Here is a 22,128-nt window from a genome sequence, read left to right on the forward strand (position 1 = left end):
CAGAAGGGCGTCGGGGTTTCGGCGCGGGATTGATACATGAGTGATTTGCAGATCGGGCTGATAGCCCTGGGCGTATTGCTGATACTGCTGGTGCTGGGATTCAACTGGTGGCAGGACCGGCGCGTCCGGCGCAAGATGCAGACCCATTTCCCCTCCACCGAGCAGGATCCGCTGTTGGGGGCGGGCGCGGCAGCCGGCGCGTCTGCAACCGCGGGCGCAGCGGCGGCGCGCCGTGAGCCTGGCATGGGCGGCGAGAGCGCCCGTGCCCAGCCCGGTCAGCCGGCCCCGGTCGATGCCGGCAGCGATGCCGACGATACCGAAGAACCCGATCCCGCTTGCGAGGTGGTCATCGAGATCAACTTCGCCGACGCCGTGCGCGGCGCCGATTTGCTGCCCTACATGCAAAGCCTGCGCCACGTGGGCCGCAAGCCCATGCGCGTGTTCGCCGAAACCGATCAGCGCCGCCACCGCGCGCGCGTCCACGCCGGCGAATCCTACGCCTCCATGCAGCTGGCCGTGCTGCTGGCCAATCGCAGCGGCCCGCTGACCGCCATCGAATGGTCGCAGGCCTGGGCTCGCGCCCAGGACATGGCCGAGCGTTTCGACGCCACCATCGAAGGTCCGGACCAGCAGGCCGTACTGGAGCAGGGCGCCCGATTGGACGACACCTGCGCCGCCCTGGACACCCAGGTCGGCCTGACCCTGCTGCTGGGCGCCGCCCAGCCCGCCGCCGAGGTCCTGTCCGTGGCGCGCGACATGGGCTTCGTTGCCGACGGCAGCCGCCTGGCCTGGCTGGCGGAAAACGGCGTAGCCCGTTTCACGCTGGCGCGCGGCGACGGTGCGGCATTCGATGCCGGCATGGGCGGCATCGAACGTCTGTACCTGCTACTGGACGTGCCTTGCAGCCCGGCGGACGAGCGCGCTTTCGGCCGCATGGTCGACGTGGGCCGCGACCTGGCCGCTCGCCTGCGCGCGGACCTGGTGGACGACCAGGGCAAGCCGCTGGCCGATGGTTCGGAAACGGTCATCGACGAGCGTCTGCAGGTGCTGTTCGGCCAGCTCGAACAAGCGGGCCTGCCCGCTGGCAGCGAGCGCGCCCTAAGGGTGTTTGCATAAATGAGCGGCGCGACTGGCGGTGAAAACGCGGCGCAGGCCGCGGCGCGCTTGCGCGCCGAAATCGAACAGCACAACGTCCGCTACTACGTCTACGACGATCCGTCGATCTCGGACGCCGAGTACGACCGGCTGATGCGCGAACTGCAGGCGCTGGAGGCCGAGCATCCGGAGCTGGTGACGCCTGAGTCGCCGACGCAACGCGTGGGCGCGGCGCCTGTTTCGGCCTTTGGCAGCGTGCGTCATGTAGTGCCGATGCTGTCGCTGGGCAACGCCTTCGACGAAGAAGACGTGACTGCCTTCGACCGCCGCGTCACCGACACGCTGCGCGGCGCGGGTCTGCTGGGGCCGGCGCAGCAAGCCGATTACTTCTGCGAGCTCAAGCTGGACGGGCTGGCGATCAGCCTGCGCTACGAGGACGGCCGCCTGGTGCAGGCCGCGACCCGCGGCGACGGCCAGACAGGCGAAGACGTCACCTCCAATATCCGCACGATCAAGGCGATTCCGCTGCAGCTCAAAGGGGCGTACCCCAAGGTGCTGGAAGTCCGCGGCGAAGTCCTGATGAACCGCGCCGACTTCGAAAAACTGAACCAGGCCCAGGCCAAGCGCGACGAAAAAGTCTTCGTCAATCCGCGCAACGCCGCCGCGGGCAGCCTGCGTCAGCTGGATCCGCGCATCACCGCCAAGCGGCCGCTGCGCTTCTTTGCCTATGGCTGGGGCGAGGTCCAGGGCTTGGCGGGCTCCCAGGGAGGGCTGTTCGCCGAAGCCTCGGCGGGGGCGGCCGAAGCCTCGCAATTACCCGAGAAATCCCATGGCGCCATGCTGGACTGGCTGGCCTCGCTGGGCCTGCCGGTCAACGTCAAGCACAATCACCGCGCCAGCGGCGCCGAGGGCCTGATGGCCTTCTACGCCAAGGTTGGCAAACTGCGGCCTGAGCTGCCCTACGACATCGATGGCGTGGTCTACAAGGTGGATTTGCTGCCGGCGCAGAAGGTGCTGGGTTTCGTCGCGCGCGCGCCGCGCTTTGCGCTGGCGCACAAGTTCGCCGCCGAGGAAGCCACCACCACCTTGGTCGATATCGAAGTGCAGGTGGGCCGCACCGGCGCCATCACGCCGGTCGCGCGCCTGAAGCCCGTGTTCGTGGGCGGCGTCACCGTCACCAACGCCACGCTGCACAATGAAGACGAGATCCGCCGCAAGGACGTGCGCATCGGCGACACCGTCATCGTGCGCCGCGCGGGCGACGTGATCCCCGAAGTGCTGGGCCCGGTGCTGGATAAGCGCCCGGATGACGCCCGTGAATTCGTCATGCCCACGGCCTGTCCGGTCTGCGGCTCGGCCATCGAACGCCTGGAAGACGAGACCATCGCGCGCTGCACCGGCGGCCTGTTCTGCGGCGCGCAGCGCAAGCAGACGCTGTGGCACGCCGCCAGCCGCAAGGCGCTGGACATCGAAGGCCTGGGCGAAAAACTGGTGGATCAACTGGTCGACAGCGGCCGGGTCAAGACCCTGGCCGACCTGTACAGCCTGCGTCCGCTGGAATTGGTGGGCCTGGACCGCATGGGCCAGAAGTCCGCCGACAACCTGGTGGCCGCCATCGACAAGGCGCGCGCCCCCGGCTTGAACCGCCTGCTGTACGCGCTGGGCATCCGCCATGTAGGCGAGACCACGGCGCGCGACGTGGCGCGCCATTTCGGCAGCATCGACGCCATCATGGACGCCGATGAAGACGCCTTGTCCTCCGTGCCCGACGTGGGGCCGGTGGTGGCGGCATCGATCCGCCGTTTCTTCGCCGAGCAGCACAATCGCGACGTGATCGAGCAGTTGAAGTCGCAGGGCGTGAATCCCGTGGCCGAGGCTGCGCCGCAGGCTACGACGCTGGCTGGCAAGACCTTCGTGCTGACAGGCACGCTGCCCAATTGGACGCGCGAAGAAGCCTCGATGCGCATCCAGGCGGCGGGCGGCAAGGTCAGCGGTTCGGTGTCCAAGAAGACGGCCTATCTGGTGGCCGGCGAGGATTCCGGCAGCAAGCTCGCCAAGGCCCAGGAACTGGGCGTGGCGGTGCTGGATGAGGACGGCCTGAAAGTCTTGCTGGGCGAACAGGGCGGCTGAGGCCGCCCGCCCAGGCACAGAATCAGATGGTGCTGCGCGGCATCATGTCGCGGATGGCGGCGGCGGCGCGCTGTAAGGCCGGCAGATGCTGTTGCTTCAATTCGTCGGGCTGGCGGGAGCCCAGCACCATGCTGACGCTCAGGCCCGCCACCGCGCGGCCTTCGTGGTTGTACAGCGGCACGGCCACGCCCGCGAAACCATCCACCAATTCGCTGACCGAAATGCAGTAGCCGTCCTGGCGCACCTGCCGGATCAGCTTGCGCAGGGCGCTGCGCGACACGGTCGTGTAGGGCGTCAGGCGCTTCAGGTCCGCGCTTTCCAGATATGCGTCGAGCGCCTCGTCGTCCAGCGTCGATAGCAGCGTGCGGCCCAGGGAGTGGGCGTAGGCGGGCAGGCGGCTGCCCACCGACAGGTCCAGCTTGAGCAGCTTGGGGCCTTCTTCGCGCGCCAGGAACACGACATGTTGCCGGTCCAGCACGCCCAGCGAGCAGGTTTCCCCTACGGTCTGCGCGACTTCGCGCATGGTCGCGCGAGTCAGTTTGGGCAGGCTTAGCGAAGCGAAATACGCATAACCCAGGTCCATGACCTTGGGCGTGGGCGAGAAATTCCTGCCGTCCTGCCGCACATAGCCCAGTTTTTCCAGCGTCAGCAGAATGCGCCGCGACGCCGCGCGCGTCACGTCCAGTTGTTCCGCGGCCTCCTGCACGGTCACGCTGGCCACGCCCGTGGCGTAGAACTGCAGCAATTGCAGGCCGTTGGCCAGGCTGTCTAGAAACTCCTCTTTCCTTTCTTTCGGTTCCGGCAATGTCGTGTCCATGTATTGGCAGTCTTGTCGTTGGAGGCTCGATTGTAGTTTGACATCCGTGGCAATCTTCATAAAATGCCAATTAGCGAACAATTGTTCGTTAATTAGATGGGTCGGCCAGGGCACCCGCCCGGTACGTCCCGCAACAACGGAGACATGCCATGTGCAGGAGACTATTGCGCGCCTTGGGCGCATGCGCCCTGGCGGCGGGGGCGGCGGCCAGTTCCGTCGCCGGCGCGGCCGAGGCCTATCCCAGCAAACCCATCCGCTTCGTCGTGCCTGCCGCGGCCGGCGGACCTACTGAAATCGTCACCCGGTTGCTGGCCGAACGCATGACGCAGAGCATGGGCGTATCGGTCATCGTCGAGGCCAAGCCCGGGGCGGGCGGCAATATCGGGGCGGACGCCGTGGCCAAGGCGGCTCCGGACGGCTACACGATCCTGATGGGCACGATAGGCACCAACGCCATCAACCAGACCCTGTACAAGTCCATGCCGTTCCAGCCGTTGAAGGACTTCACGGCGGTGACGCAGGTCGTGTCGTATCCGCTGGTGGTGGTGGTCAACCCGAAGCTCCCGATCCACTCGGTGGCAGACCTCATCGCCTATGCCAAGGCCAACCCCGGCAAGCTCAACCGCGCCTCGGGCGGCAGCGGCACGTCCATGCACATGTCGGGCGAACTGTTCAACGAGATGGCCGGCGTGCAGATGCAGCACATCCCGTACAAGGGCAGCCTGCCCGCGCTCACGGACGTGATCGGCGGACAGGCCGACCTGGCCTTCGACAGCCTGGTCATCGCCCAGCCCCTGATCAAGTCCGGCAAGCTGCGCGCAATCGCCGTGACCGGGCCGGAACGTTCCCCAGCCGCACCCGCCATCCCCACCGTGGCCGAAACCCTGCCGGGCTATGCCATGACGTCCTGGATCGGCGTGTTCGCGCCCGCCGGCACGCCGCGTCCCATCGTCGAACGCCTGCAGCAGGAAATTGCCAAGGCGCTGGCCGATCCCCGCGTGCGCGAACAACTTGTTTCGCAGGCCGCGGATCCGGTGGCCAGCAAGCCCGACGACTTTGCGCGCTTCACAGCCGATGAAACCGAGAAGTGGGCGCCTGTCGTCAAGGCTTCCGGCGCATCCGTTTCCTGAATCCCCAAGGAGGAGTGACATATGCAGTCCATCGATTTTCAGGCGCGCCGCAAGCGCGTCGCCCAACACGCGCGCGAACTCGGCTTCGATGCCTACCTGGGCACCCGCCAGGGCGCGCTGCACTACCTGAGCGGTGCATTCATGCCCTGGCGCGGCGCCGTGCTGGTCACGGCTGACGGCCACTGCGAATTCATTTACTGGGCCATGGACGCCTCGCGAGTGCGGGTGGAAGGCCATGAGATGGAAATGTACGAGTTCGAGTTTTCCGACTTTCCGCAACTGATACGCCAGCGCCTGGAGCATCACGGACTGACGCGTGGCAAGGTGGCGCTGGACCTGTCGCACCCCGGGGCGGCGCAGGTGGCGCCGGGCATGCTGACTGCGGCCGAGTACTTCGACCTCACCAGCCATTTGCCCGACATCCGTTTCGCGAACGGCGTGGACGTGATCGACGACGTCATGCTGATCAAGGACGCTGCCGAGATCGAGCGCCTGCGCCATGCGGCGGAAGTCTCGGACTACGGTTTCGAGCAGGGCATGAATGCGGTGCGGGTCGGAGCGACCGAGAACGAGATCGCCGGCGAAATCGAGCGTGCGATCCGGCAACGGGGCAGCACCTGGTCCTGGGCGGTGACGGGCGGTACCGAAGTCGGGGCCGGCGAGCGCACGGGATTCCTGCGCGGCGTGACTCAGCAGGCGACCGACCGCGTCATCCAGCCGAACGAATTCGTGATCCTGGACCTGCATCCCTTGCTGGACCTCTACATGGCGGATACGGCATTGCCCGTGTTCCTGGGCAAGCCCGACCCGGTCCAGAGCAAGCTGATCGATTGCTGGGAAGAGACCGTGCAGACCATGCTGGCATCGTTGACGCCGGGCCGGCCGATAGCGGAGTGCGCCAGCCGCGGCATTGCCGTGTTCGAAAAGCACGGACTGAGCGAGTTCGGCCTGCCCCTGTTCGGCCACGGCCTGGGCACCTGCGCGCGTACCCGGCCCTTCATCAACCTGCGCAGCCGCGACGTCGTGACGCCTGGCATGGTGGTGGCGTTGGGCACGCACCTGTACCGCCCGGGCGTGGGCGGCATGCGGCTGGAGTATCCGGTGCTGATCGGAGAGCACGGCGCCGAGCCGCTGGTGCGCACCGAGGCCCGCGTGCACCGCCTTCCCTGAACCTCTGCCGGAGCCTGATGATGAAAGCGATACCCCTGAGCCCGCTGATCGGTGCGGCCGTCCATGGCGTGGATCTGGAAACCCTGGACGACGCCGCCTTCGCGGATGTGAATGCGCTGTTCCTGCGCCACCAGTTGCTGGTCTTCAAGAACCAGCGCCTCTCGCCCGAGGGCCAGTTGCGCTTCAGCCGCCGCCTGGGCGAGCTGGATATCCACGTGCTGGCCCAGTACAACCATCCCGAGTATCCCGAGATATTCGTGCTTTCCAACGAGGTCAAGAACGGCGTGCCGGCGGGCATCGCCGACGGCGGTTCGTACTGGCATTCGGATTTCGCCTTCCGCGAATGCCCCGCCAAGGCCACCATTCTGAATGCGCAACAGATTCCACCGGAAGGCGGCAACACCCTGTTCGTCAACATGTACCAGGCCTACGAGGAACTGGACGGCGCCGTGCAAAGCCAATTGGCGGGCTTGCGGGCGGTGCACCGCTACCGGCGCAAGAACACCAGGGCCGACGAAGGCACCCAGGTGAAGATGGACGCCAGCCAACTGGCTGGCACGCCTGACGTCGAACATCCCATCGTGCGCACGCATCCCGAGACGGGCCGCAAGGCGCTCTACGTCCATCCCGGCATGACCGCCGAGGTGTCTGGCTGGGGCGAGGCGGACAGCCAGGAATTGCTGGACCGCCTGTTCGCGCATTGCACGCAGGAGCAGTACCAGTACGCGCTGCAATGGGAGCCGGGCGACGTGGTCATGTGGGACAACCGCTGCGTGATGCACAAGGCCACCACCCGTGAACTGCCGGCCAGCATGCGGCGCACGATCTACCGCACCACGGTCATGGGCGAACGTCCCGTCTAGGCGCTGCCGATGTCCACCCGTCAGCCCTCAGGCCGCGCCGGTGGCGTGACGCAGTTGGAAGCCTTGCCTTTGGACGGCGGGGAAACGCTGGCGCCGGTCGGGCTGGCCTGGGCCCGCTACGGTCCGCCGCCGGAGCACGCGCGCGCCGTGGTGTTGCTGCTGCATGGCATATCCGGCAGCCACCAGGCCTTGCTTGCGGCCGAGGGAGAGGTCCATCCCGATGCCGGCTGGGCCAGCCCCTGGCTGGGGCCGGGAGCGGCGCTGGACACGCGCGATACCTGCGTGCTGGCGCCGAACGCGTTGGGATCCTGTTTCGGCAGCAGCGCGCCGATCGGGGCGGCCGCCAGCGCATTTCCTGACATATCGATTGCCGATGGCGTGCGCCTGCAGGGGGAATGGCTGCGCGCGATCGGCGTCGAGCGCCTGGATGCGGTGGTGGGTTATTCCTACGGCGGCTATCAGGCCTTCCAGTGGGCCGTGGCCGCGCCGCTGCCCGTCGGGCGGGTGGTGGCGCTGGCGTCGGCGCCGCGCGGCGGCGGCAGCATGGCGGACGCGCAGCGCCTGCGCCGCATCGCCGCCGCCCTCGACGCGGGCGATGCGCATGCCTGGAACGAATGGGTCGAATTGCGCTGCGCAACCCTGCGTCGCTATGGCTACGCGCAATGGCTGGCCGATGCGGGCGAACCCGCCGCGGAGCAGCGCTTGCGGGCCGAGGCGCAGGCCTGGGCGGCGCGTTTTTCACCGTGGTCCATGGCGGCGCTCAGGACGTCCGCCTGCCGCTACGACGTGCGCGACGCGCTGCTGGAAACCGCTACGCCCGTGCGTTGGCTGCGCTGCGTATCCGACGAGCTCTTTGCGCCCGACGACCCGGGCGCGGGGGCGCGGATCGCGTATCCCGCCCATATTGTCCAGACCAGCGTGGCTGGGCGCTACGGCCATCTGTCGCCGCTGCTGGAAGGCCGTCTGTGGGATGCCCAGCTGCGGCAGGCGCTGGCATAGCAGAGGCTGTGCCACCCCGGCGCAGGAAAACCCGGGCGAAAAAATGCCCGCTTGCGCGGGCATTTTTCATCTGTGCGGCAAGGCTTACTGGATCTTGGCCTTTTCGCGCAGTTCCTTCTGGTAGTCGGCCAGGGTTTGCTGGCGCAGCATTTCTTCCAGTTGCGGGCGCACCTGGTCGAGCGGCGGGAATTCCACCGGACGGGTGTCGTCGACCACGATGATGTGCCAGCCGTACTGAGTCTGGACCGGCTTGTCGACCATTTCGCCCTTCTTCAGCTGCGTCACGGCTTGCGCGAACGGCTGGACGTAGTTGGTCGGGGGAGCCCAACCCAGGTCGCCGCCCTTTTCGGCGCTGCCGGGGTCCTTGGAGTTCTTCTTGGCCAGGTCGTTGAACTTGCTCTTGTTGCTCTTGATCTGGGCCAGCAGGTCATTCGCCGTCTTCTCGTCTTCGACGAGGATGTGGCGGACCTTGTATTCCATCTTGCCGGCCTGTTCCTTCTTGATCTTCTCGTATTCGGCCGTGACCTTGGCGTCCGACACGGGGTGCTTGGCCAGGTAGTCGGCCATCAGGGCGCGGACCAGGATGCCTTGGCGGGCCAGTTCGACTTCGGTCTGGACGTCGGCCTGCTTGGCGATACCGCTGGATTCGGCGGCTTGCACGAAGATCTGGCGGTTGATCATTTCCTGCTTGACCTGTTCGCGCAGTTGCGGCGAATCGGTGGCGCCCTGGCTGACCAGCAGCTTGACGAATTGATCCAGGCTCTTCTGCGAGATGGCCTTGCCGTTGACGGTAGCCACGTTCTGAGCGAAAGCCGGCACGGCGATGACGCAGGCCGCAGCCAGCATGACGATGCGTTTCATGAATATCCTTTTACTTTCTATTTGGGAGCCTGGGCATCTAGCGCAAGCGCATGAATCGGATAAGGGATCAAATCTTGCAAATGATGATACACCAGCCTATGCCGCGCAACGGGCGAAAGCCCCGCGAAGCAAGGCGCTACGATGATCACGCGATAGTGGCCGGCGCCGTTTTTACTGCCTTCGTGGCCGGCATGCAAATGCGAGTCGTCCAGAATGTCCAAACTGACAGGTTCCAGGGCGGCTAGCCGCTCCCGGATCAGGGAAATGCGGTCGGTGGTGTCTGACATGAGGAGTGAGGGTTGGTTCCGGCGCGGCGCGCCGGCCATGGATGTCGGAAGAGATCAGGGCTGGCGGGGCGGGGTGTCGGAGGAGGGGGCCTGTTCCTCCGTCTGGATATGCTTGCCCAGCCAGATCGACTGGCCGATCACGAAGACCACCATCAGGCCCATCAGGCCGAAGGCCTTGAAGCTGACCCACTGCGATTCGGTGAAGTGGCCGGAAAACGCCACATACAGGTTGAGCGCACCCGCGATCAGGAAGAAGCCGGCCCAGACCAGGTTCAGGCGTTCCCAGGCGGCGTCGGGCAGCTGGATCTGCTTTTCCATCAGGCGGCGGATCAGGTTGCGGCCGAACAGCAAGCGCGCAAAGACCAGCGCGCCGCCGAACAGCCAGTACAGCACCGTGGGCTTCCACTTGATGAAGACGTCGCTGTGCAGCCAGATCGTGGCCCCGCCGAACACCAGGATGACGGTCAAATTGATCCAATGCATGGCCTCGGTGGCGCGGCCCGTCGCTTTCAGCCAGACGATCTGCAGCACGGCCGCCGCCATGGCGACGCCCGTGGCGATGAAAATGTCCGTGTACCGATACGCAATGAAGAAAAGGAACAGCGGAAACAGGTCGAACAGGAACTTCTTCATTCAGTCTTCTATGGGTTCAAACGTCATCGACAGGGAATTGATGCAGTAGCGCAGTCCGGTGGGCTCGGGGCCGTCGGGGAAGACGTGTCCCAGATGCGAGTCGCAGACGTTGCACAGCACTTCGGTGCGGACCATGCCGTGGGTGGTGTCGCGCTCTTCGCGCACCAGTTCCGGGTCCAGCGGCTGGAAGTAGCTGGGCCAGCCGCAGCCAGCGTCGAATTTGGTGTCGGAAGCGAACAGCGCCGTGCCACAGCCCACGCAGCGGTAGATGCCGTGAGAGAACGTATTCCAGTAACGCCCGGTGAATGCCCGTTCGGTACCCTTTTCACGGGCGACGACGTATTCTTCGGGGGAAAGCTGGGCCCGCCATTCGGCGTCGGATTTTCGTACTTTGTCCATATGAGCTCTTGGAGTCCCGATGCCCGAAATGGTTCGGGCATAATCCCGCCCCATGTTAATCGAGTTTGACCAGGCGGTTGTTTCCACGCCCCAGGCGCAAGTGCTGAATGGGGTGAGCCTGACGCTGGCCGAACGACGCATTGGCATCGTCGGCCCCAATGGCGCCGGCAAGAGCACGCTGGCGCGCCTGATCAATGGGCTGGTCCTGCCCTCGGCCGGCAATGTGCGGGTGGGCGGGCTGGACACCCGGCGCGACTTGAAGGCCGTGCGCCGCCAGGTCGGGTTCGTGTTCCAGAACCCTGAAAACCAGATTGTCTTCCCCATCGTCCGCGAGGACCTGGCGTTCGGCCTGAAGCATCTGTCCCCGGACCGCCAGCAGCGCGAAGCCCGTATCGATGCGCAGTTGGGCAGCCTGGGCGTCGGTCACCTGGCGGACCGGACCAGCCACACGCTGTCCGGCGGCGAACGCCAACTGGTGGCGCTGGCGGCAGTGCTGGTGATGGAACCGGCGCTGATCGTGTTCGATGAACCCACCACCCAGCTGGACCTGCGCAATCGCAATCGCGTGCGCGACGCCATTGCGGGCCTGCCCCATGATGCCATCGTCGTCAGCCACGACCTGGAGCTGCTGGAGGATTTCGACCGGGTGGTGGTGGTGCGCGACGGTAACGTCGCGGCCGATGACCAGCCGGCCGCCGCGCTGCGTTGGTACCGGGAGCACTGCGCATGATGGAGCCGCTTTACGTCGCGGGAGATACCTTTCTGCACCGCCTGCCCGCCTGGCTGAAGCTGCTGGCGCTGACGGCGGCGGGCGCGGGCCTGTTCCTGCTGCGCGACCCGCGCTGGCTGGCGCCTGCCTTCCTGGCCGCCGCCGCGCTGGTCTGGTCCACGGGCGTGGCCGCGGCTGCCGTCTGGCGGCAGGTCAAGGGCTTGGCCTGGGTGCTGCTGGCCGTCGGCGTGTTCACGGCCTGGTTCCAGGGCGGCCAGGAGGCGCTGGCCGTGCTGCTGCGCGTAGGCGCGATGGTGGGACTGGCCCTGGCCGTCACGCTGGCCACGCGCACCTCGGATCTGATTGCCGTCTGCGAAAAGGCGCTGATGCCACTGGAACGCCTGAGGCTTGTCGATGCCGGCAAGGTTGCGCTGGCCTTGGCGCTGGCCCTGCGTTTCGTGCCGGAGATCTGGCGCAACTTCCAGGAAATCCGCGAAGCGCAGGCCGCGCGCGGCCTGGGCGCCAATCCGGTCGCGCTGATCGTGCCCTTGATCGTGCTGACGCTGAAAAGAGCGCAGGAAGTATCCGAAGCGATAGACGCGCGCAGCCACTGAGGCCCGCGCGCCCAGTTCCATCTCCCAAAGGGGAAAACCGTGAAATCCAGTAATACCGTGCTGATTGCGCTGTTCGCGGCGCTGATCGTCGTCCTGAGCCTGATCCCGCCGATTCCACTGCCCGCCATACCGGTGCCGGTCACGCTGCAAACCTTGGGTGCCATGCTGGCGGGCGCAATGCTCGGACCCGTCCGTGGCGCGCTGGCCTGCCTGCTGTACCTGGCGCTGGCGGCGGTCGGGTTGCCCGTCCTGCCGGGAGGCCGGGGAGGGCTGGGCGCCTTTTTCGGGCCTACCGGCGGCTTTCTCGTCGGCCTGGTGGCGGGCGCCCTCGTGACGGGCTGGCTGGCGCGCAGCCTGGCCGGCCGCGCCGCGGGCGGCTGGGCGAAGTTCGCCGGCTATTTGGCGGCATGCGTGGTGGGCGGCATCGCGGTGGTCTACGCCTGCGGCGTGCCCTGGCTGGCCGCCGTGACGAAAATGGGTTTGGCCAAGGCTGCGATGGCGGTCGCGGTGTTCCTGCCCGGCGACCTGGCCAAGGCCGTGGTTGCCGCCTGGGTGGCGTCGCGGGTGGAGCGCGTGTGGCCGATGTTGGGGCGTTGAGAGGCGCGCCGCAGTCCAAGGGAATCCCCCAACTGACGGCCGCAAAGCTTTTCTAGTACAAGTTCGCCATTAACGAATGCGTTTGCTGAATTGCGTTTTTCGTAGCACATCAGGGAATTACCGGAGTTGCGCATCGTCATTTGATACTGTTTTAACCCTATAATATTTTTTTCTGTATAACTTTAACTAGGCTCGCCCTGCCTCGACCGAGGCGCCTCAGAGCCACCACAGGAGACAAAAACATGCGCAAGCACTTCGGCTTGTCCGCGGCGGCTGCCGCCATTGCCCTGGCCCTGCCGCTACTGGCGAACGCCCAGGTCAAGGTTGGCGTGACCGTGTCCAGCACCGGCCCGGCTGCCTCGCTGGGTATCCCCGAGCGCAACACCGTGGCGCTGCTGCCCAAGGAAGTGGCTGGCCAGAAGATCGAATGGATCGTCCTGGACGACGCCACCGACACCACGCAAGCCGTCAAGAACTCGCGCAAGCTGGCCTCCGACGACAAGGTCGACGTGCTGATCGGCACCTCGGTCACGCCGGGCTCGCTCGCCATGGTCGACGTGGCTGCCGAAGCCAAAGTGCCGATGATCAGCGTGGCCGCCAGCGCCAAGATCGTCGAACCCGTGGACGACAAGCGCCGCTGGGTCTTCAAGACCCCGCAGAACGACGCCCTGATGGCCGGCGCCCTGGCTGACGCCATGGCCAAGTCCAAGGTCAAGACCCTGGGCTTCATCGGCTTTGCCGACGCCTACGGCGACGGCTGGCTGGACGTGATGCAAAAGGCCGCCAAGGCCAAGGGCATCGAGATCGTCGCCATCGAGAAATACAGCCGCACCGACACCAGCGTGACGGGCCAGGTGCTCAAGCTGGTCGGCGCCAAGCCCGACGCCATCCTGATCGCCGGCGCCGGCACTCCGTCGGCCCTGCCGCAAAAGGAACTGAAGGCCCGCAACTACGGCGGCACCATCTACCAGACGCACGGCGCCGCCAACAACGACGTGCTGCGCGTTTGCGGCAAGGACTGCGACGGCATGCTGCTGCCGGCCGGCCCGCTGCTGGTCGCGGCCCAGTTGCCCGATAGCAACCAGGTCAAGAAGTCGGCCCTGGCCTACGTCGAAGCCTATGAAAAGGCCAACGGCGCCGGTTCCACCAACACGTTCGGCGGCCACATGTGGGACGCCGGCCAGCTGGTCGTGGCCGCGCTGCCCGTGGCGCTGAAGTCGGGCGCCAAGCCCGGCACGCCGGAATTCCGCGTCGCCATGCGCGATGCCCTGGAAGGCGTGAAGGACCTGGCCGCGTCGCAAGGCGTGTTCAACATGTCGCCCACGGACCACGCTGGCTTTGACGAGCGTTCGCGCGTCATGGTCAAGGTGGAAGGCGGCAAGTGGGTCTACCAGCCCGGCCTGTAATCCTCCAGGATCGCCCGATCCAAGGGTGTGCAAAGCGCGGCGGCGCCCGCCGCGCGGCACCCTAGCAATGCTTCGCACCGGCCTTTCCGGCCGGTGTGTCGTATCAGTGTCCCGGGTGCGGCCGGAACACCAGAATAAATAAGGTTGTTAGATGGATTCCTCAATTGCGCTGATCCTGCTGCAAGACGGTGTCGTCAACGGCGCCATCTATGCCCTCCTGGGCATGGCTCTGGTGCTGGTGTTCGCCGTTACGCGCGTCATTTTCATTCCCCAGGGCGAGTTCGTGGCGTTCGGCGCCCTGACCCTGGCCATGCTGGTGGACGGCAAAGTGCCGGGCACTGCCTATCTCCTGCCGCTGCTGGGCATCGTCTGCCTGGCGCTCGAGCTGCTGCGTGCGCTGCGCACCCGCAGCGCAGCCGCCTTGCCCAAGGCTATCGCCACCTGTGTGGTTCTGCCGCTGGCGCTGCTCTGGCTGACCGTGACCTACACCGCACCCGGCAATTCGCTGTGGCTGAACATGCTGCTGACGCTGCTGCTGGTGATCCCGATGGGTCCGATGGTCTACCGCATCGTCTACCAGCCGCTGGCCGAAGCCACGGTGCTGGTGCTGCTGATCGTTTCCGTGGCCGTGCACTTCGCGCTCACCGGCCTGGCGCTGGTGTTCTTCGGCGCCGAAGGCTGGCGCACTCCGGCCTTCGTCAGCGGCCAGGTCGACCTGGGCTTCATGACCTGGTCGGCGCAAAGCCTGTTCGTGGTGGCGACATGCGCCATCCTGATCATCGGCCTGTGGCTGTTCTTCGGCAAGACGCTGTATGGCCGGGCGCTGCGCGCCACGGCCGTCAACCGCCGCGGCGCCCGCCTGGTCGGCATCAGCACCACCATGTCCGGCAGCCTGACCTTCACGCTGGCCGTCGCCATCGGCGCCATGTCCGGCATGCTGATCGCGCCCATCACCACCGTGTACTACGACACCGGCTTCCTGATCGGCCTGAAGGGCTTTGTCGGCGCCATCATCGGCGGGCTGGCCAGCTACCCCGTGGCGGCCGCGGGCTCGCTGCTGGTGGGCGTGCTGGAGTCCTTCTCGTCCTTCTGGGCCAGCGCCTACAAGGAAGTGATTGTCTTCACCCTGATTATCCCGGTTCTGGTCTGGCGTTCGTTCAGCACCCATCACGTGGACGAAGAGGAATAAACGTCATGAACCGCATTCTGCTTGCCGTCTTCATCGTCGTCCTGGCGGGCCTGCCACTGCTGCCGGTCACGCCCGAATTCTGGGTGACGCAACTCAATTACATCGGGCTGGCCAGCCTGGTGGTGCTGGGCCTGGTGCTCTTGACCGGCGTGGGCGGCCTGACCTCGTTCGGCCAGGCGGCGTTCGTGGGCCTGGGCGCCTACACCACCGCCTACCTGACCACGCAATACGATGTCTCGCCCTGGCTGGCGCTGCCGGCCGGGCTGATCCTGACGGCCGTCGTGGCCTACCTGCTGGGCGCGATCACCCTGCGCCTGTCGGGCCACTACCTGCCGCTGGGCACCATCGCCTGGGGCCTGTCGCTGTACTTCCTGTTCGGCAATATCGACTGGCTGGGCAAGCATGACGGCATCGCCGGCATCGAGCCCATCAGCATCTTCGGCATGTCCCTGGCCAGCGGCCGCCACATCTATTACCTGATCTGGGTGTTCGTGCTGCTGGCGCTGTGGGCGACCCGCAACCTGCTGAACTCGCGTCCGGGCCGCGCCATCCGCGCGCTCAAGAGCGGCGCCGGCATGGCCGAGTCCATGGGCGTGAACACCGCCGCCTACAAGGTCGTGATCTTCGTCTGGGCGGCGCTGCTGGCCTGCGTCTCGGGTTGGCTCTACGCGCACATGCAGCGCGCCGTCAGCCCCAGCCCGTTCGGCATCAACTACGGCATCGAGTACCTGTTCATGGCGGTGGTCGGCGGCGCCGGCTATGTCTGGGGCGCCCTGCTGGGCTCCAGCGTCATCCTGGTGCTGAAGGACCAGTTGCAGAACTTGCTGCCCAAGCTGCTGGACACCAACGCCAACTTCGAGATGATCGTCTTCGGCGTGCTGCTGATCCTGATGCTGCAATACGCCCGCAACGGCCTGTGGCCGATCCTGGCGGGCTGGTGGGACAGCATCACCGGCGCCGACAGCTCGCGCCGCAATCTGGCGCCGCCCGCGTCCGCGCCGGCCCTGCCGACGCGCGTGCGCCCGCAAGCCGGCCAGGTGGTGCTTGAAGTCGACGCCATCCGCAAGGAATTCGGCGGGCTGGTCGCCGTCAACGATATTTCCTTCAAGGTCGCGTCCGGCGAGATCATGGGCCTGATCGGTCCGAACGGCGCCGGCAAGAGCACGACCTTCAACCTGATCAGCGGCGTGCTGCCGGTGACGCGAGGCAAGGTTACCTTCATGGGCCAGCGCATCGACAGCCGTTCGGCGCGCGACATCGCCAAGCTGGGCGTGGGCCGCACCTTCCAGCACGTGCAGCTGCTGCCCGGCATGACCGTGCTGGAAAACGTGGCGCTGGGCGCGCACCTGCGCTCCGACGTCGGCGTGCTGGCGGGCGCCCTGCATTCGGACCGCGCCCGCGAGGCGCAGCTGCTGCACGAGGCCGCCGAACAGATCAAGCGCGTCGGCCTGGGCGAGTACCTGTACGAGCAGGCCGGCAACCTGGCGCTGGGCCAGCAACGCATCCTGGAAATCGCGCGCGCCCTGGCCGCCGACCCCGTGCTGCTGCTGCTGGACGAACCCGCCGCAGGCCTGCGCTACAAGGAAAAGCAGGACCTGGCGCGCGTGCTGGAACAGTTGCGCGCCGAGGGCATGAGCATTCTGCTCGTCGAACACGATATGGATTTTGTGATGCGTCTGACCAACCACCTCGTGGTGATGGATTTCGGCACCAAGCTGGCGGAAGGCGTGCCGGCCGACGTGCAAAAGAACCCGGCGGTGCTGGAAGCCTACCTGGGCGGCATCGATGATGACCTGCCCGAAGCGGACCAGGCCAAGCCCGTGTCGGCAGGAGGCGTGTGATGAGCGCTCCCGTACTCGAAGTCAGCAACCTGTCCGCCCGCTACGGCAAGGTGGGCGCGCTGGTGGGCGCCTCGCTCACCGTGCCCGCCGGCAGCATCGTCACGGTGATCGGCGCCAACGGCGCCGGCAAGTCCACCATGCTGAACGCCATGATGGGCTCGCTGCCGCAGACCGGCCACGCGGCCGGCACCGTGCAATACGCCGGCACCGACGTATCGGGCTGGCAGGTCGAGCGCCGCGTCGCGGCTGGCATGTCGCTGGTGCCAGAGCGCCGCGAACTGTTCAGCACCATGTCGGTGGAAGACAACCTGCTGCTGGGCGGGTTCCGCCGCTACCGCGCCCGCGAAAGCGGCTGGCGCGACACGCTGAACGAAGTCTTCGACCTGTTCCCGCGGCTGCGCGAGCGCCGCGCCCAGCAGGCCGGCACGCTGTCGGGCGGCGAACGCCAAATGCTGGCCGTCGGCCGTGCATTGATGGCCAAGCCCAACCTGCTGATGCTCGATGAGCCCAGCCTGGGCCTGGCGCCGCGCATCGTGCGCGAGATCTTCCACATCATCGCGCGCCTGCGCGAGACCGGCGTGGCAATCCTGCTGGTGGAACAGAACGCGCGCGCCGCGTTGCAGGTGGCCGATTACGGCTACGTGCTGGAAACCGGCGAAGTCATCCTGCACGGCCCGGCGCGCGAGCTGGCCGGCGACCCGAAGGTCATCGAAAGCTATCTGGGCCTGGGCAAGGGCGGCGAGCAAAGCTGACCGACCCCGAGCACACGAAGAGCCGGACGCCGCAGGGTGTCCGGCTTTTTTTTATCGTTCGAAGACCTCGACCACCCGGAACCGTTCGCACACCAGCACCAGGTCCGGCGCATAGCCGCCGTTGCGGTCGAAATAAGCGATGTGCGCATCGCGCCATGCCTCGTACGGGCCTTCGCCTTCGGCCAGCGCGAACGCCTCGTCCACCTGATCGAAGCGCTGGATCAGCACGCTGAGCGTCTCGATCACGCAAGCCGGGCGGCCCGAGCCGTCCAGCACCACGTCACGCCGACCGGCCTCGGGCACAGGTTCCTGTTCGTTGAAGTCGCGCAACGCGCCGCAGGTGGCGGTCTTCGTGCCGGCCAGCACCAGCGCAAGCAATTCGTCGGCTAACTCGGGCGAGTCGCCGAACTGGAAGGTCACGGCGTTTTCATAGGGGGCAGGTGGTTTCATGCCTGGGGTATCCATTGCAATATCAGCTCCTGTCCCATTGCGGGATCGGAAGTGGAGGGGGCGCCGGTTTCGATGCGGCCGGCCAGACGCCGCGTGTAGGTCGGATCGCCGCTTTCGCGCACGGTCAGGTCATACCATCCCGCGCTGCGGGTCATGTCCCAGGACAGGCTGACCGTCTCGCCGGGAGCGAGCGTGGCATCCTCTTCCTGGGGATAGCCGTAGGCGTTGGCTTCCACCCGGAATGAACGGGCCTGCGGGGCGGGGTTGCGCAGCGTCAGTTGCAGCGATGCGCCAGGCCCCTGGTAGGCGGCCAAGACCTCCAGCGCCGGCAGGCCGGCGCGGCCGGTGCAATGGCGATGGAAACCGTTGGGACCCAGCACCCACAGATCGTAGCGTCCATCGTCAGCGGCGGTCTGCCATGCGCCCTCCAGGTGCTTGCCGGCTTCCACGGTGTAGCGGCGCGGGCCGCGGTCCAGATGCAGCCGGTCATAGACGTGCAGCACCGCGCCCGCCGTGCCGCTGTTCTCGAAACGCAGCGTGACGCTTGCCGCGTCCGCGCGCGCGTGGACCTGCAACGCATAGGGCAGGGGGCGCGACGGGCGCGTGCCCGCCTGCTGCCGCGCCGGCCCCGGCTGCAGCGGCGCGGGCGGCGTGACGGTGCCCGGCAGCGCCGATGCGAGGCCGGCGCGTTCGGCGGTGGCTGGAAAGCCGCTGGGCAGGCCTGCGCCGTCCGGCGCGGCGAAATCGAAGATCGAGGTCAGGTCGCCACAGACCGCGCGCCGCCACGGCGAGATATTGGGCTCGGCCACGCCGAAGCGTTGCTCGATGAAGCGCAGCACGGAAGTGTGGTCGAACACTTGGGAGTTGACCCAGCCGCCCTTGGTCCAGGGCGACAGCACGTACATGGGCACGCGCGGACCCAGGCCGTAGACGCCGTGCAAATGCGCCAGCGTGTCGTCCTTCTCTGCGCCGGCGACGATCTCGTGATACTCGCCGCGCGTATTTACCGTGGACGCCCCGGCCAGCGCGCCCGATGCATCGCGCGCAGGCGGTGCGGGCGGCGGCATGTGGTCGAAGAAGCCGTCGTTTTCGTCGAACATCAGCAACAGGACGGTCTTGCTCCAGACCTCCGGGTTGGCCGTCAACGCATCCAGCACCCGGGCCGTGTAGTCGGCGCCTTGCGCCGGGCTGGACGGGCTGGGATGCTCGGAGCCGGCCTTGGTGGCGCAGATCCACGAGACCTGCGGCAGCGTGCCGTCCAGCACGTCCTGGCGCAGCAGGTCCAGGCCGCGGGTGGTGAGCGCCTTTTCCTTCAGCGCGGCCGCCGCGCCCGGCGCGCCATGATAGGCGTCGCGGTAGGCCTTGAAGCCGGCGGTCGGGTTCAGCGAATAATTGTCCGCCATGTTCTGGTAGATGCGCCAGCTGATGCCGGCGGCCTCCAGGCGTTCGGGATAGGTCGTCCAGGTGTAGGCGCGCGCCGGATCGCCGCCCGTGAGCTTGTTGTAGGTATTGCCCAAGGCCGGGCCGTTGCCGCGGCCCAGGCCGTCGTTGGTGCCGGTCCAGACGAACAGCCGGTTGGTGTTGGTGCCGCCGGTGAACGAGCAGTGATAGGCGTCGCAGACCGTGAAGGCGCGCGCCATGGCGTACTGGAAGGGCATGTCCTCGTCCGTGAAGTACGCCATCGAATGGTTCTTCTTGGCGGCCGGCCAGTTGCCCATGCGGCCCGCGTCCCAGGCGTCCTGCGCGTTGGACCAGGTGTGCGGCGTGCTGGCCACGCGCATGGTTTCGAAGGCCTCGCGCGTATCCAGATGGAAGGGCAGGACCGTGCGCGGCGCGCCTTCATCGGGTTTGTCGTTGTATTGCGCCCAGACGGTGCGATGGCGCGCGTCGGGGCTATCCGGCACGGGTATGGGAAAGCGGTCGCCAAACCCGCGTACGCCGGCCAGCGCGCCGAAGTAATGATCGAACGCGCGGTTCTCCTGCATGAAGATCACGATGTGTTCCACGTCGCGGATCGTGCCCGTGCGCCGCGCCGCGGGGATCGCGAGCGCGCGGCGGATGGAGGCGGGCAGCAGGGCCAGGGCGCTGCCGGCGCCGGCCAGCGTCGCGCCGCTGCGGAGAAAATCACGTCGGGTCTGCATGAGGCATTCCTGAGAACGACGCTGCCCGCACAGGGGCGGGCAGCAGGGAGGGGGCTGAAACGGCGGCGTTCCTACTTCGCGCCGGTGCTTTCCGCGTAATCCATGTACAGCTTGTGCGCGCGGCGGGCCATGGGGCCGTATTCCAGCTGGCGGTCTTCCACGCGGTTCACGTGCACCACCTTGCCGTAGTTGCCGGACGAGAACACTTCATCGGCTTCCTCGATGTCGGCGCGGGTCAGGCTGCGCTCCTGCACGTCGACGCCGTCGGCCTTCAACAGCGCCAGCACGCGGCGGCGCGTGATGCCGTTCAGGAAGGTGCCGTTGTCGGCGGGCGTGGACACCACGCCGTTCTTGGCGATCCACAGGTTGCTGGTGGCGAATTCGGCGATGTTGCCCGCGCCGTCCAGCATGATGGCGTTGTCGAAGCCCTTTTCGGCGGCCTCGCGGATGGCGCGCTGGCCGTTGGGGTACAGGCAGGACGCCTTGGCGTCGGTGGGCGCCATGTTGGGCCAGGAACGTGCAAAGCTGGAGAAGCAGGCGGAAAAGCCCTGGTCGCCCGGCATCGGCACCTTGAACACGTGCAGCACGAACTGGGTCTTGTCGGCGTCCGGCAGCAGGAAGCCGTCGGCGCAATAGAACATGGGCTTGATGTAGAGTTCGCTGCCTTGCGGGAACTTGGCTACAGCCTGCAGGCACAGCTTTTGGATCTCTTCCCAGCCGATCTGGGGCTTCATCAGCATTTTTTCGGCCGAGCGCACCACGCGCTGGCAATGCAGATCCAGGTCGGGCGTCAGGCCGCGGAATGCGCGCGCGCCGTCGAACACCATGCTGGCCATCCAGAAGGCGTGGTCGGCCGGGCCGAGCAATTTGGGGTTTTCAGTGGTCCAGTGACCGTTGTGCCAGAACAAGGCATCCATGGTTGTCTTCCTTCACTTGAATTGGGGTGGCGCTATCGGCGCGCCGAAACGTCAGGATACATGAGGCAGCGGCCGGCTTCGCGCCGTCATTCGCGCGCCAGCGCCGCCTGCACGCGGTCGGCTGCCTGCGCCGGCATCCATTGCCGCCAGACCGGGCCGTACTGCTTGAGGAAATAGCGCGCGGCGTCCTCGGGTTCCTTGCCTTCGTTTTCCAGCCAGCCCAGGGTGGCGTCGATGGCGTCGCTGGGCACAGTCAGCTTGCCCAGGAATTCGGCGATCTGCGGCGCCTGTTTCGCGAACTCGGCGTTCACGCCGGTGACGACGGGGTTGGGCTTGAACTCGGTGGGCACGGGATTCGCGCACTTGGGATCGGTCATGCAGGTGTAGGCGGCCTGGTCGAACGCGGGCAGTTCCAGCTTCACCAGATCCAGTGCGCCGACCAGCGAGGTGGGCGTCCAGTAGTAGAAGACGATGTCGCGTTTGCGCTTGTAGGCGGACACGATGGCGGCTTTTTGCGCGGCGCCGGAGCCGGGCGCGAACATCGCGTAGTCCTTATCGAGCTTCAAGGCGCGCAGCAGGTTCTCGTTCAGGGTGCCGCAGGCCCAGCCCGCCGGGCAGCCGTAGATCCGGCCGCGGCCGGGTTCTTCGGGATCGGCGAACACGTCCTTGAAGCGCGCCAGGTCGGCCGCGGACTTCAGCTCGGGATGGCGCTCGACGGTGTAGCGAGGCACGTACCAGCCTTCGCCGGCGTCGTAGACGTGGCCCACGCCCAGCACCTTGCCGCTGGCCAGGGCCTTCTTCCATGCACCCTCGATCTGGCCGGGCCACACTTCCGGCGTGACGTCGACATCGCCGCGTTGCAGCGCCGCCAGCATGGGCAGGGTTTCGCCGATTTCGACCGTGGTCTTGCAGCCGTAGCCGTGTTCCAGCACATAGCGTTCGATGCCGGCCAGCACCAGGTTGGATTCCCAGTTCAGGCCGCTGAAGCGGACGGGCCGTTTGACTTCGCATACCGGCGCGGCGGAATCCGCGGCTTGAGCAGCCGCGGGAAGGAGGGCTGCGGCCAGCGCCAGGGCGCCAAGGACGGGGGCGAGCGGATGCGGTTTGCGCATGGTCAGGCACCTGTTT

At 66.7% G+C, this 22,128-nt stretch carries 22 protein-coding genes; 13 read left to right on the forward strand and 9 right to left on the reverse strand.

The genetic code is table 11. From position 1 onward, the window contains the following. Nucleotides 1-36 precede the first annotated feature (36 nt). Together HV793_RS21910 and ligA are read left to right on the forward strand one after the other, a co-directional pair. Nucleotides 37-1,116: a cell division protein ZipA C-terminal FtsZ-binding domain-containing protein gene (locus HV793_RS21910; RefSeq protein WP_054450522.1), complete on the forward strand. Its 1,080-nt coding sequence runs from the start codon at nt 37-39 to the stop codon at nt 1,114-1,116. Further along, nucleotides 1,117-3,225 (forward strand): NAD-dependent DNA ligase LigA, encoded by a 2,109-nt coding sequence (gene ligA / locus HV793_RS21915; protein WP_175213936.1) that lies wholly within the window; start codon nt 1,117-1,119, stop codon nt 3,223-3,225. A 22-nt stretch (nt 3,226-3,247) separates the two neighbouring features. On the opposite strand, the gene HV793_RS21920 is transcribed toward ligA, so the two are convergent. Then, a complete protein-coding gene (locus tag HV793_RS21920) occupies nt 3,248-4,042 on the reverse strand; it encodes an IclR family transcriptional regulator domain-containing protein (protein WP_175213937.1) in 795 nt (264 codons plus the stop codon). Between the two features lie 149 nt (nt 4,043-4,191). On the opposite strand from HV793_RS21920, the gene HV793_RS21925 reads away from it, so the two are divergent. Genes HV793_RS21925 through HV793_RS21940 form a run of 4 tightly spaced genes read left to right on the forward strand, consistent with a single transcriptional unit; the run spans nt 4,192 to nt 8,204 of the window. Then, nucleotides 4,192-5,172: a tripartite tricarboxylate transporter substrate binding protein gene (locus HV793_RS21925; RefSeq protein ID WP_175213938.1), complete on the forward strand. Its 981-nt coding sequence runs from the start codon at nt 4,192-4,194 to the stop codon at nt 5,170-5,172. Nucleotides 5,173-5,193: 21 nt separating this feature from the next. After that, nucleotides 5,194-6,342: a M24 family metallopeptidase gene (locus tag HV793_RS21930; protein ID WP_054450530.1), complete on the forward strand. Its 1,149-nt coding sequence runs from the start codon at nt 5,194-5,196 to the stop codon at nt 6,340-6,342. A gap of 20 nt (nt 6,343-6,362) precedes the next feature. Further along, on the forward strand, nt 6,363-7,205 hold the full coding sequence (locus tag HV793_RS21935) for a TauD/TfdA dioxygenase family protein (protein WP_225588992.1): 843 nt from the start codon (nt 6,363-6,365) through the stop codon (nt 7,203-7,205). Between the two features lie 9 nt (nt 7,206-7,214). Continuing rightward, entirely contained in the window at nt 7,215-8,204 is a 990-nt protein-coding gene (locus HV793_RS21940) for an alpha/beta fold hydrolase (protein WP_175213939.1), read from the forward strand. An 84-nt stretch (nt 8,205-8,288) separates the two neighbouring features. Here HV793_RS21940 and HV793_RS21945 read toward each other — a convergent pair whose 3' ends face one another. Genes HV793_RS21945 through msrB form a run of 4 tightly spaced genes read right to left on the reverse strand, consistent with a single transcriptional unit; the run spans nt 8,289 to nt 10,384 of the window. Continuing rightward, nucleotides 8,289-9,065, reverse strand: coding sequence for a peptidylprolyl isomerase (locus HV793_RS21945; protein ID WP_175164515.1), 777 nt, complete (start codon nt 9,063-9,065; stop codon nt 8,289-8,291). A 17-nt stretch (nt 9,066-9,082) separates the two neighbouring features. Next, nucleotides 9,083-9,352, reverse strand: coding sequence for a BolA family protein (locus tag HV793_RS21950; RefSeq protein ID WP_082400667.1), 270 nt, complete (start codon nt 9,350-9,352; stop codon nt 9,083-9,085). A 54-nt stretch (nt 9,353-9,406) separates the two neighbouring features. Beyond that, nucleotides 9,407-9,985, reverse strand: a complete 579-nt coding sequence (locus HV793_RS21955) for a septation protein A (RefSeq protein WP_054450536.1) — start codon at nt 9,983-9,985, stop codon at nt 9,407-9,409. Further along, a complete protein-coding gene (gene msrB / locus HV793_RS21960; RefSeq protein WP_054450538.1) occupies nt 9,986-10,384 on the reverse strand; it encodes a peptide-methionine (R)-S-oxide reductase MsrB in 399 nt (132 codons plus the stop codon). Nucleotides 10,385-10,436: 52 nt separating this feature from the next. Here msrB and HV793_RS21965 point away from each other — a divergent pair, with 52 nt between their 5' ends. The 7 genes from HV793_RS21965 (at nt 10,437) to HV793_RS21995 (ending at nt 17,492) form a co-directional block, all read left to right on the forward strand. Next, complete coding sequence (locus HV793_RS21965; RefSeq protein WP_054450540.1) at nt 10,437-11,114, forward strand: energy-coupling factor ABC transporter ATP-binding protein; 678 nt, start codon at nt 10,437-10,439, stop codon at nt 11,112-11,114. Further along, nucleotides 11,111-11,707 carry an energy-coupling factor transporter transmembrane component T family protein gene (locus HV793_RS21970; protein ID WP_175213940.1) on the forward strand — a complete coding sequence of 199 codons (597 nt, stop codon included), beginning with the start codon at nt 11,111-11,113 and terminating at the stop codon, nt 11,705-11,707. Before HV793_RS21965 ends, HV793_RS21970 begins: the two co-directional genes overlap by 4 nt. A gap of 39 nt (nt 11,708-11,746) precedes the next feature. After that, a complete protein-coding gene (locus tag HV793_RS21975; protein ID WP_125472597.1) occupies nt 11,747-12,304 on the forward strand; it encodes a biotin transporter BioY in 558 nt (185 codons plus the stop codon). Nucleotides 12,305-12,546: 242 nt separating this feature from the next. After that, the gene (locus tag HV793_RS21980) at nt 12,547-13,710 is read left to right on the forward strand and encodes an ABC transporter substrate-binding protein (protein ID WP_054450546.1); all 1,164 of its coding nucleotides are present in this window, start codon (nt 12,547-12,549) and stop codon (nt 13,708-13,710) included. A gap of 151 nt (nt 13,711-13,861) precedes the next feature. Further along, a complete protein-coding gene (locus HV793_RS21985) occupies nt 13,862-14,899 on the forward strand; it encodes a branched-chain amino acid ABC transporter permease (RefSeq protein WP_054450548.1) in 1,038 nt (345 codons plus the stop codon). 5 nt (nt 14,900-14,904) lie between these two features. Next, complete coding sequence (locus HV793_RS21990; protein WP_054450549.1) at nt 14,905-16,740, forward strand: branched-chain amino acid ABC transporter ATP-binding protein/permease; 1,836 nt, start codon at nt 14,905-14,907, stop codon at nt 16,738-16,740. Then, complete coding sequence (locus tag HV793_RS21995; protein ID WP_175213941.1) at nt 16,740-17,492, forward strand: ABC transporter ATP-binding protein; 753 nt, start codon at nt 16,740-16,742, stop codon at nt 17,490-17,492. The genes HV793_RS21990 and HV793_RS21995 overlap by 1 nt, the downstream gene beginning before the upstream one ends. Before the next feature lie 51 nt (nt 17,493-17,543). Here HV793_RS21995 and HV793_RS22000 read toward each other — a convergent pair whose 3' ends face one another. The 4 genes from HV793_RS22000 to HV793_RS22015 all read right to left on the reverse strand — a co-directional run bounded on the left by HV793_RS22000 (nt 17,544) and on the right by HV793_RS22015 (nt 22,112). After that, a complete protein-coding gene (locus HV793_RS22000) occupies nt 17,544-17,942 on the reverse strand; it encodes an ASCH domain-containing protein (protein ID WP_054450553.1) in 399 nt (132 codons plus the stop codon). Beyond that, the gene (locus tag HV793_RS22005; RefSeq protein ID WP_175213942.1) at nt 17,939-20,083 is read right to left on the reverse strand and encodes a phosphocholine-specific phospholipase C; all 2,145 of its coding nucleotides are present in this window, start codon (nt 20,081-20,083) and stop codon (nt 17,939-17,941) included. The genes HV793_RS22000 and HV793_RS22005 overlap by 4 nt, the downstream gene beginning before the upstream one ends. 71 nt (nt 20,084-20,154) lie before the next feature. Continuing rightward, on the reverse strand, nt 20,155-21,000 hold the full coding sequence (locus tag HV793_RS22010; protein WP_054450557.1) for a branched-chain amino acid aminotransferase: 846 nt from the start codon (nt 20,998-21,000) through the stop codon (nt 20,155-20,157). A gap of 86 nt (nt 21,001-21,086) precedes the next feature. Then, on the reverse strand, nt 21,087-22,112 hold the full coding sequence (locus tag HV793_RS22015; RefSeq protein WP_054450558.1) for an ABC transporter substrate-binding protein: 1,026 nt from the start codon (nt 22,110-22,112) through the stop codon (nt 21,087-21,089). Nucleotides 22,113-22,128: the final 16 nt, after the last annotated feature.

Origin of the sequence: Achromobacter aegrifaciens, from assembly GCF_902859965.1 — a bacterium.
GTDB lineage: Bacteria > Pseudomonadota > Gammaproteobacteria > Burkholderiales > Burkholderiaceae_B > Achromobacter > Achromobacter aegrifaciens.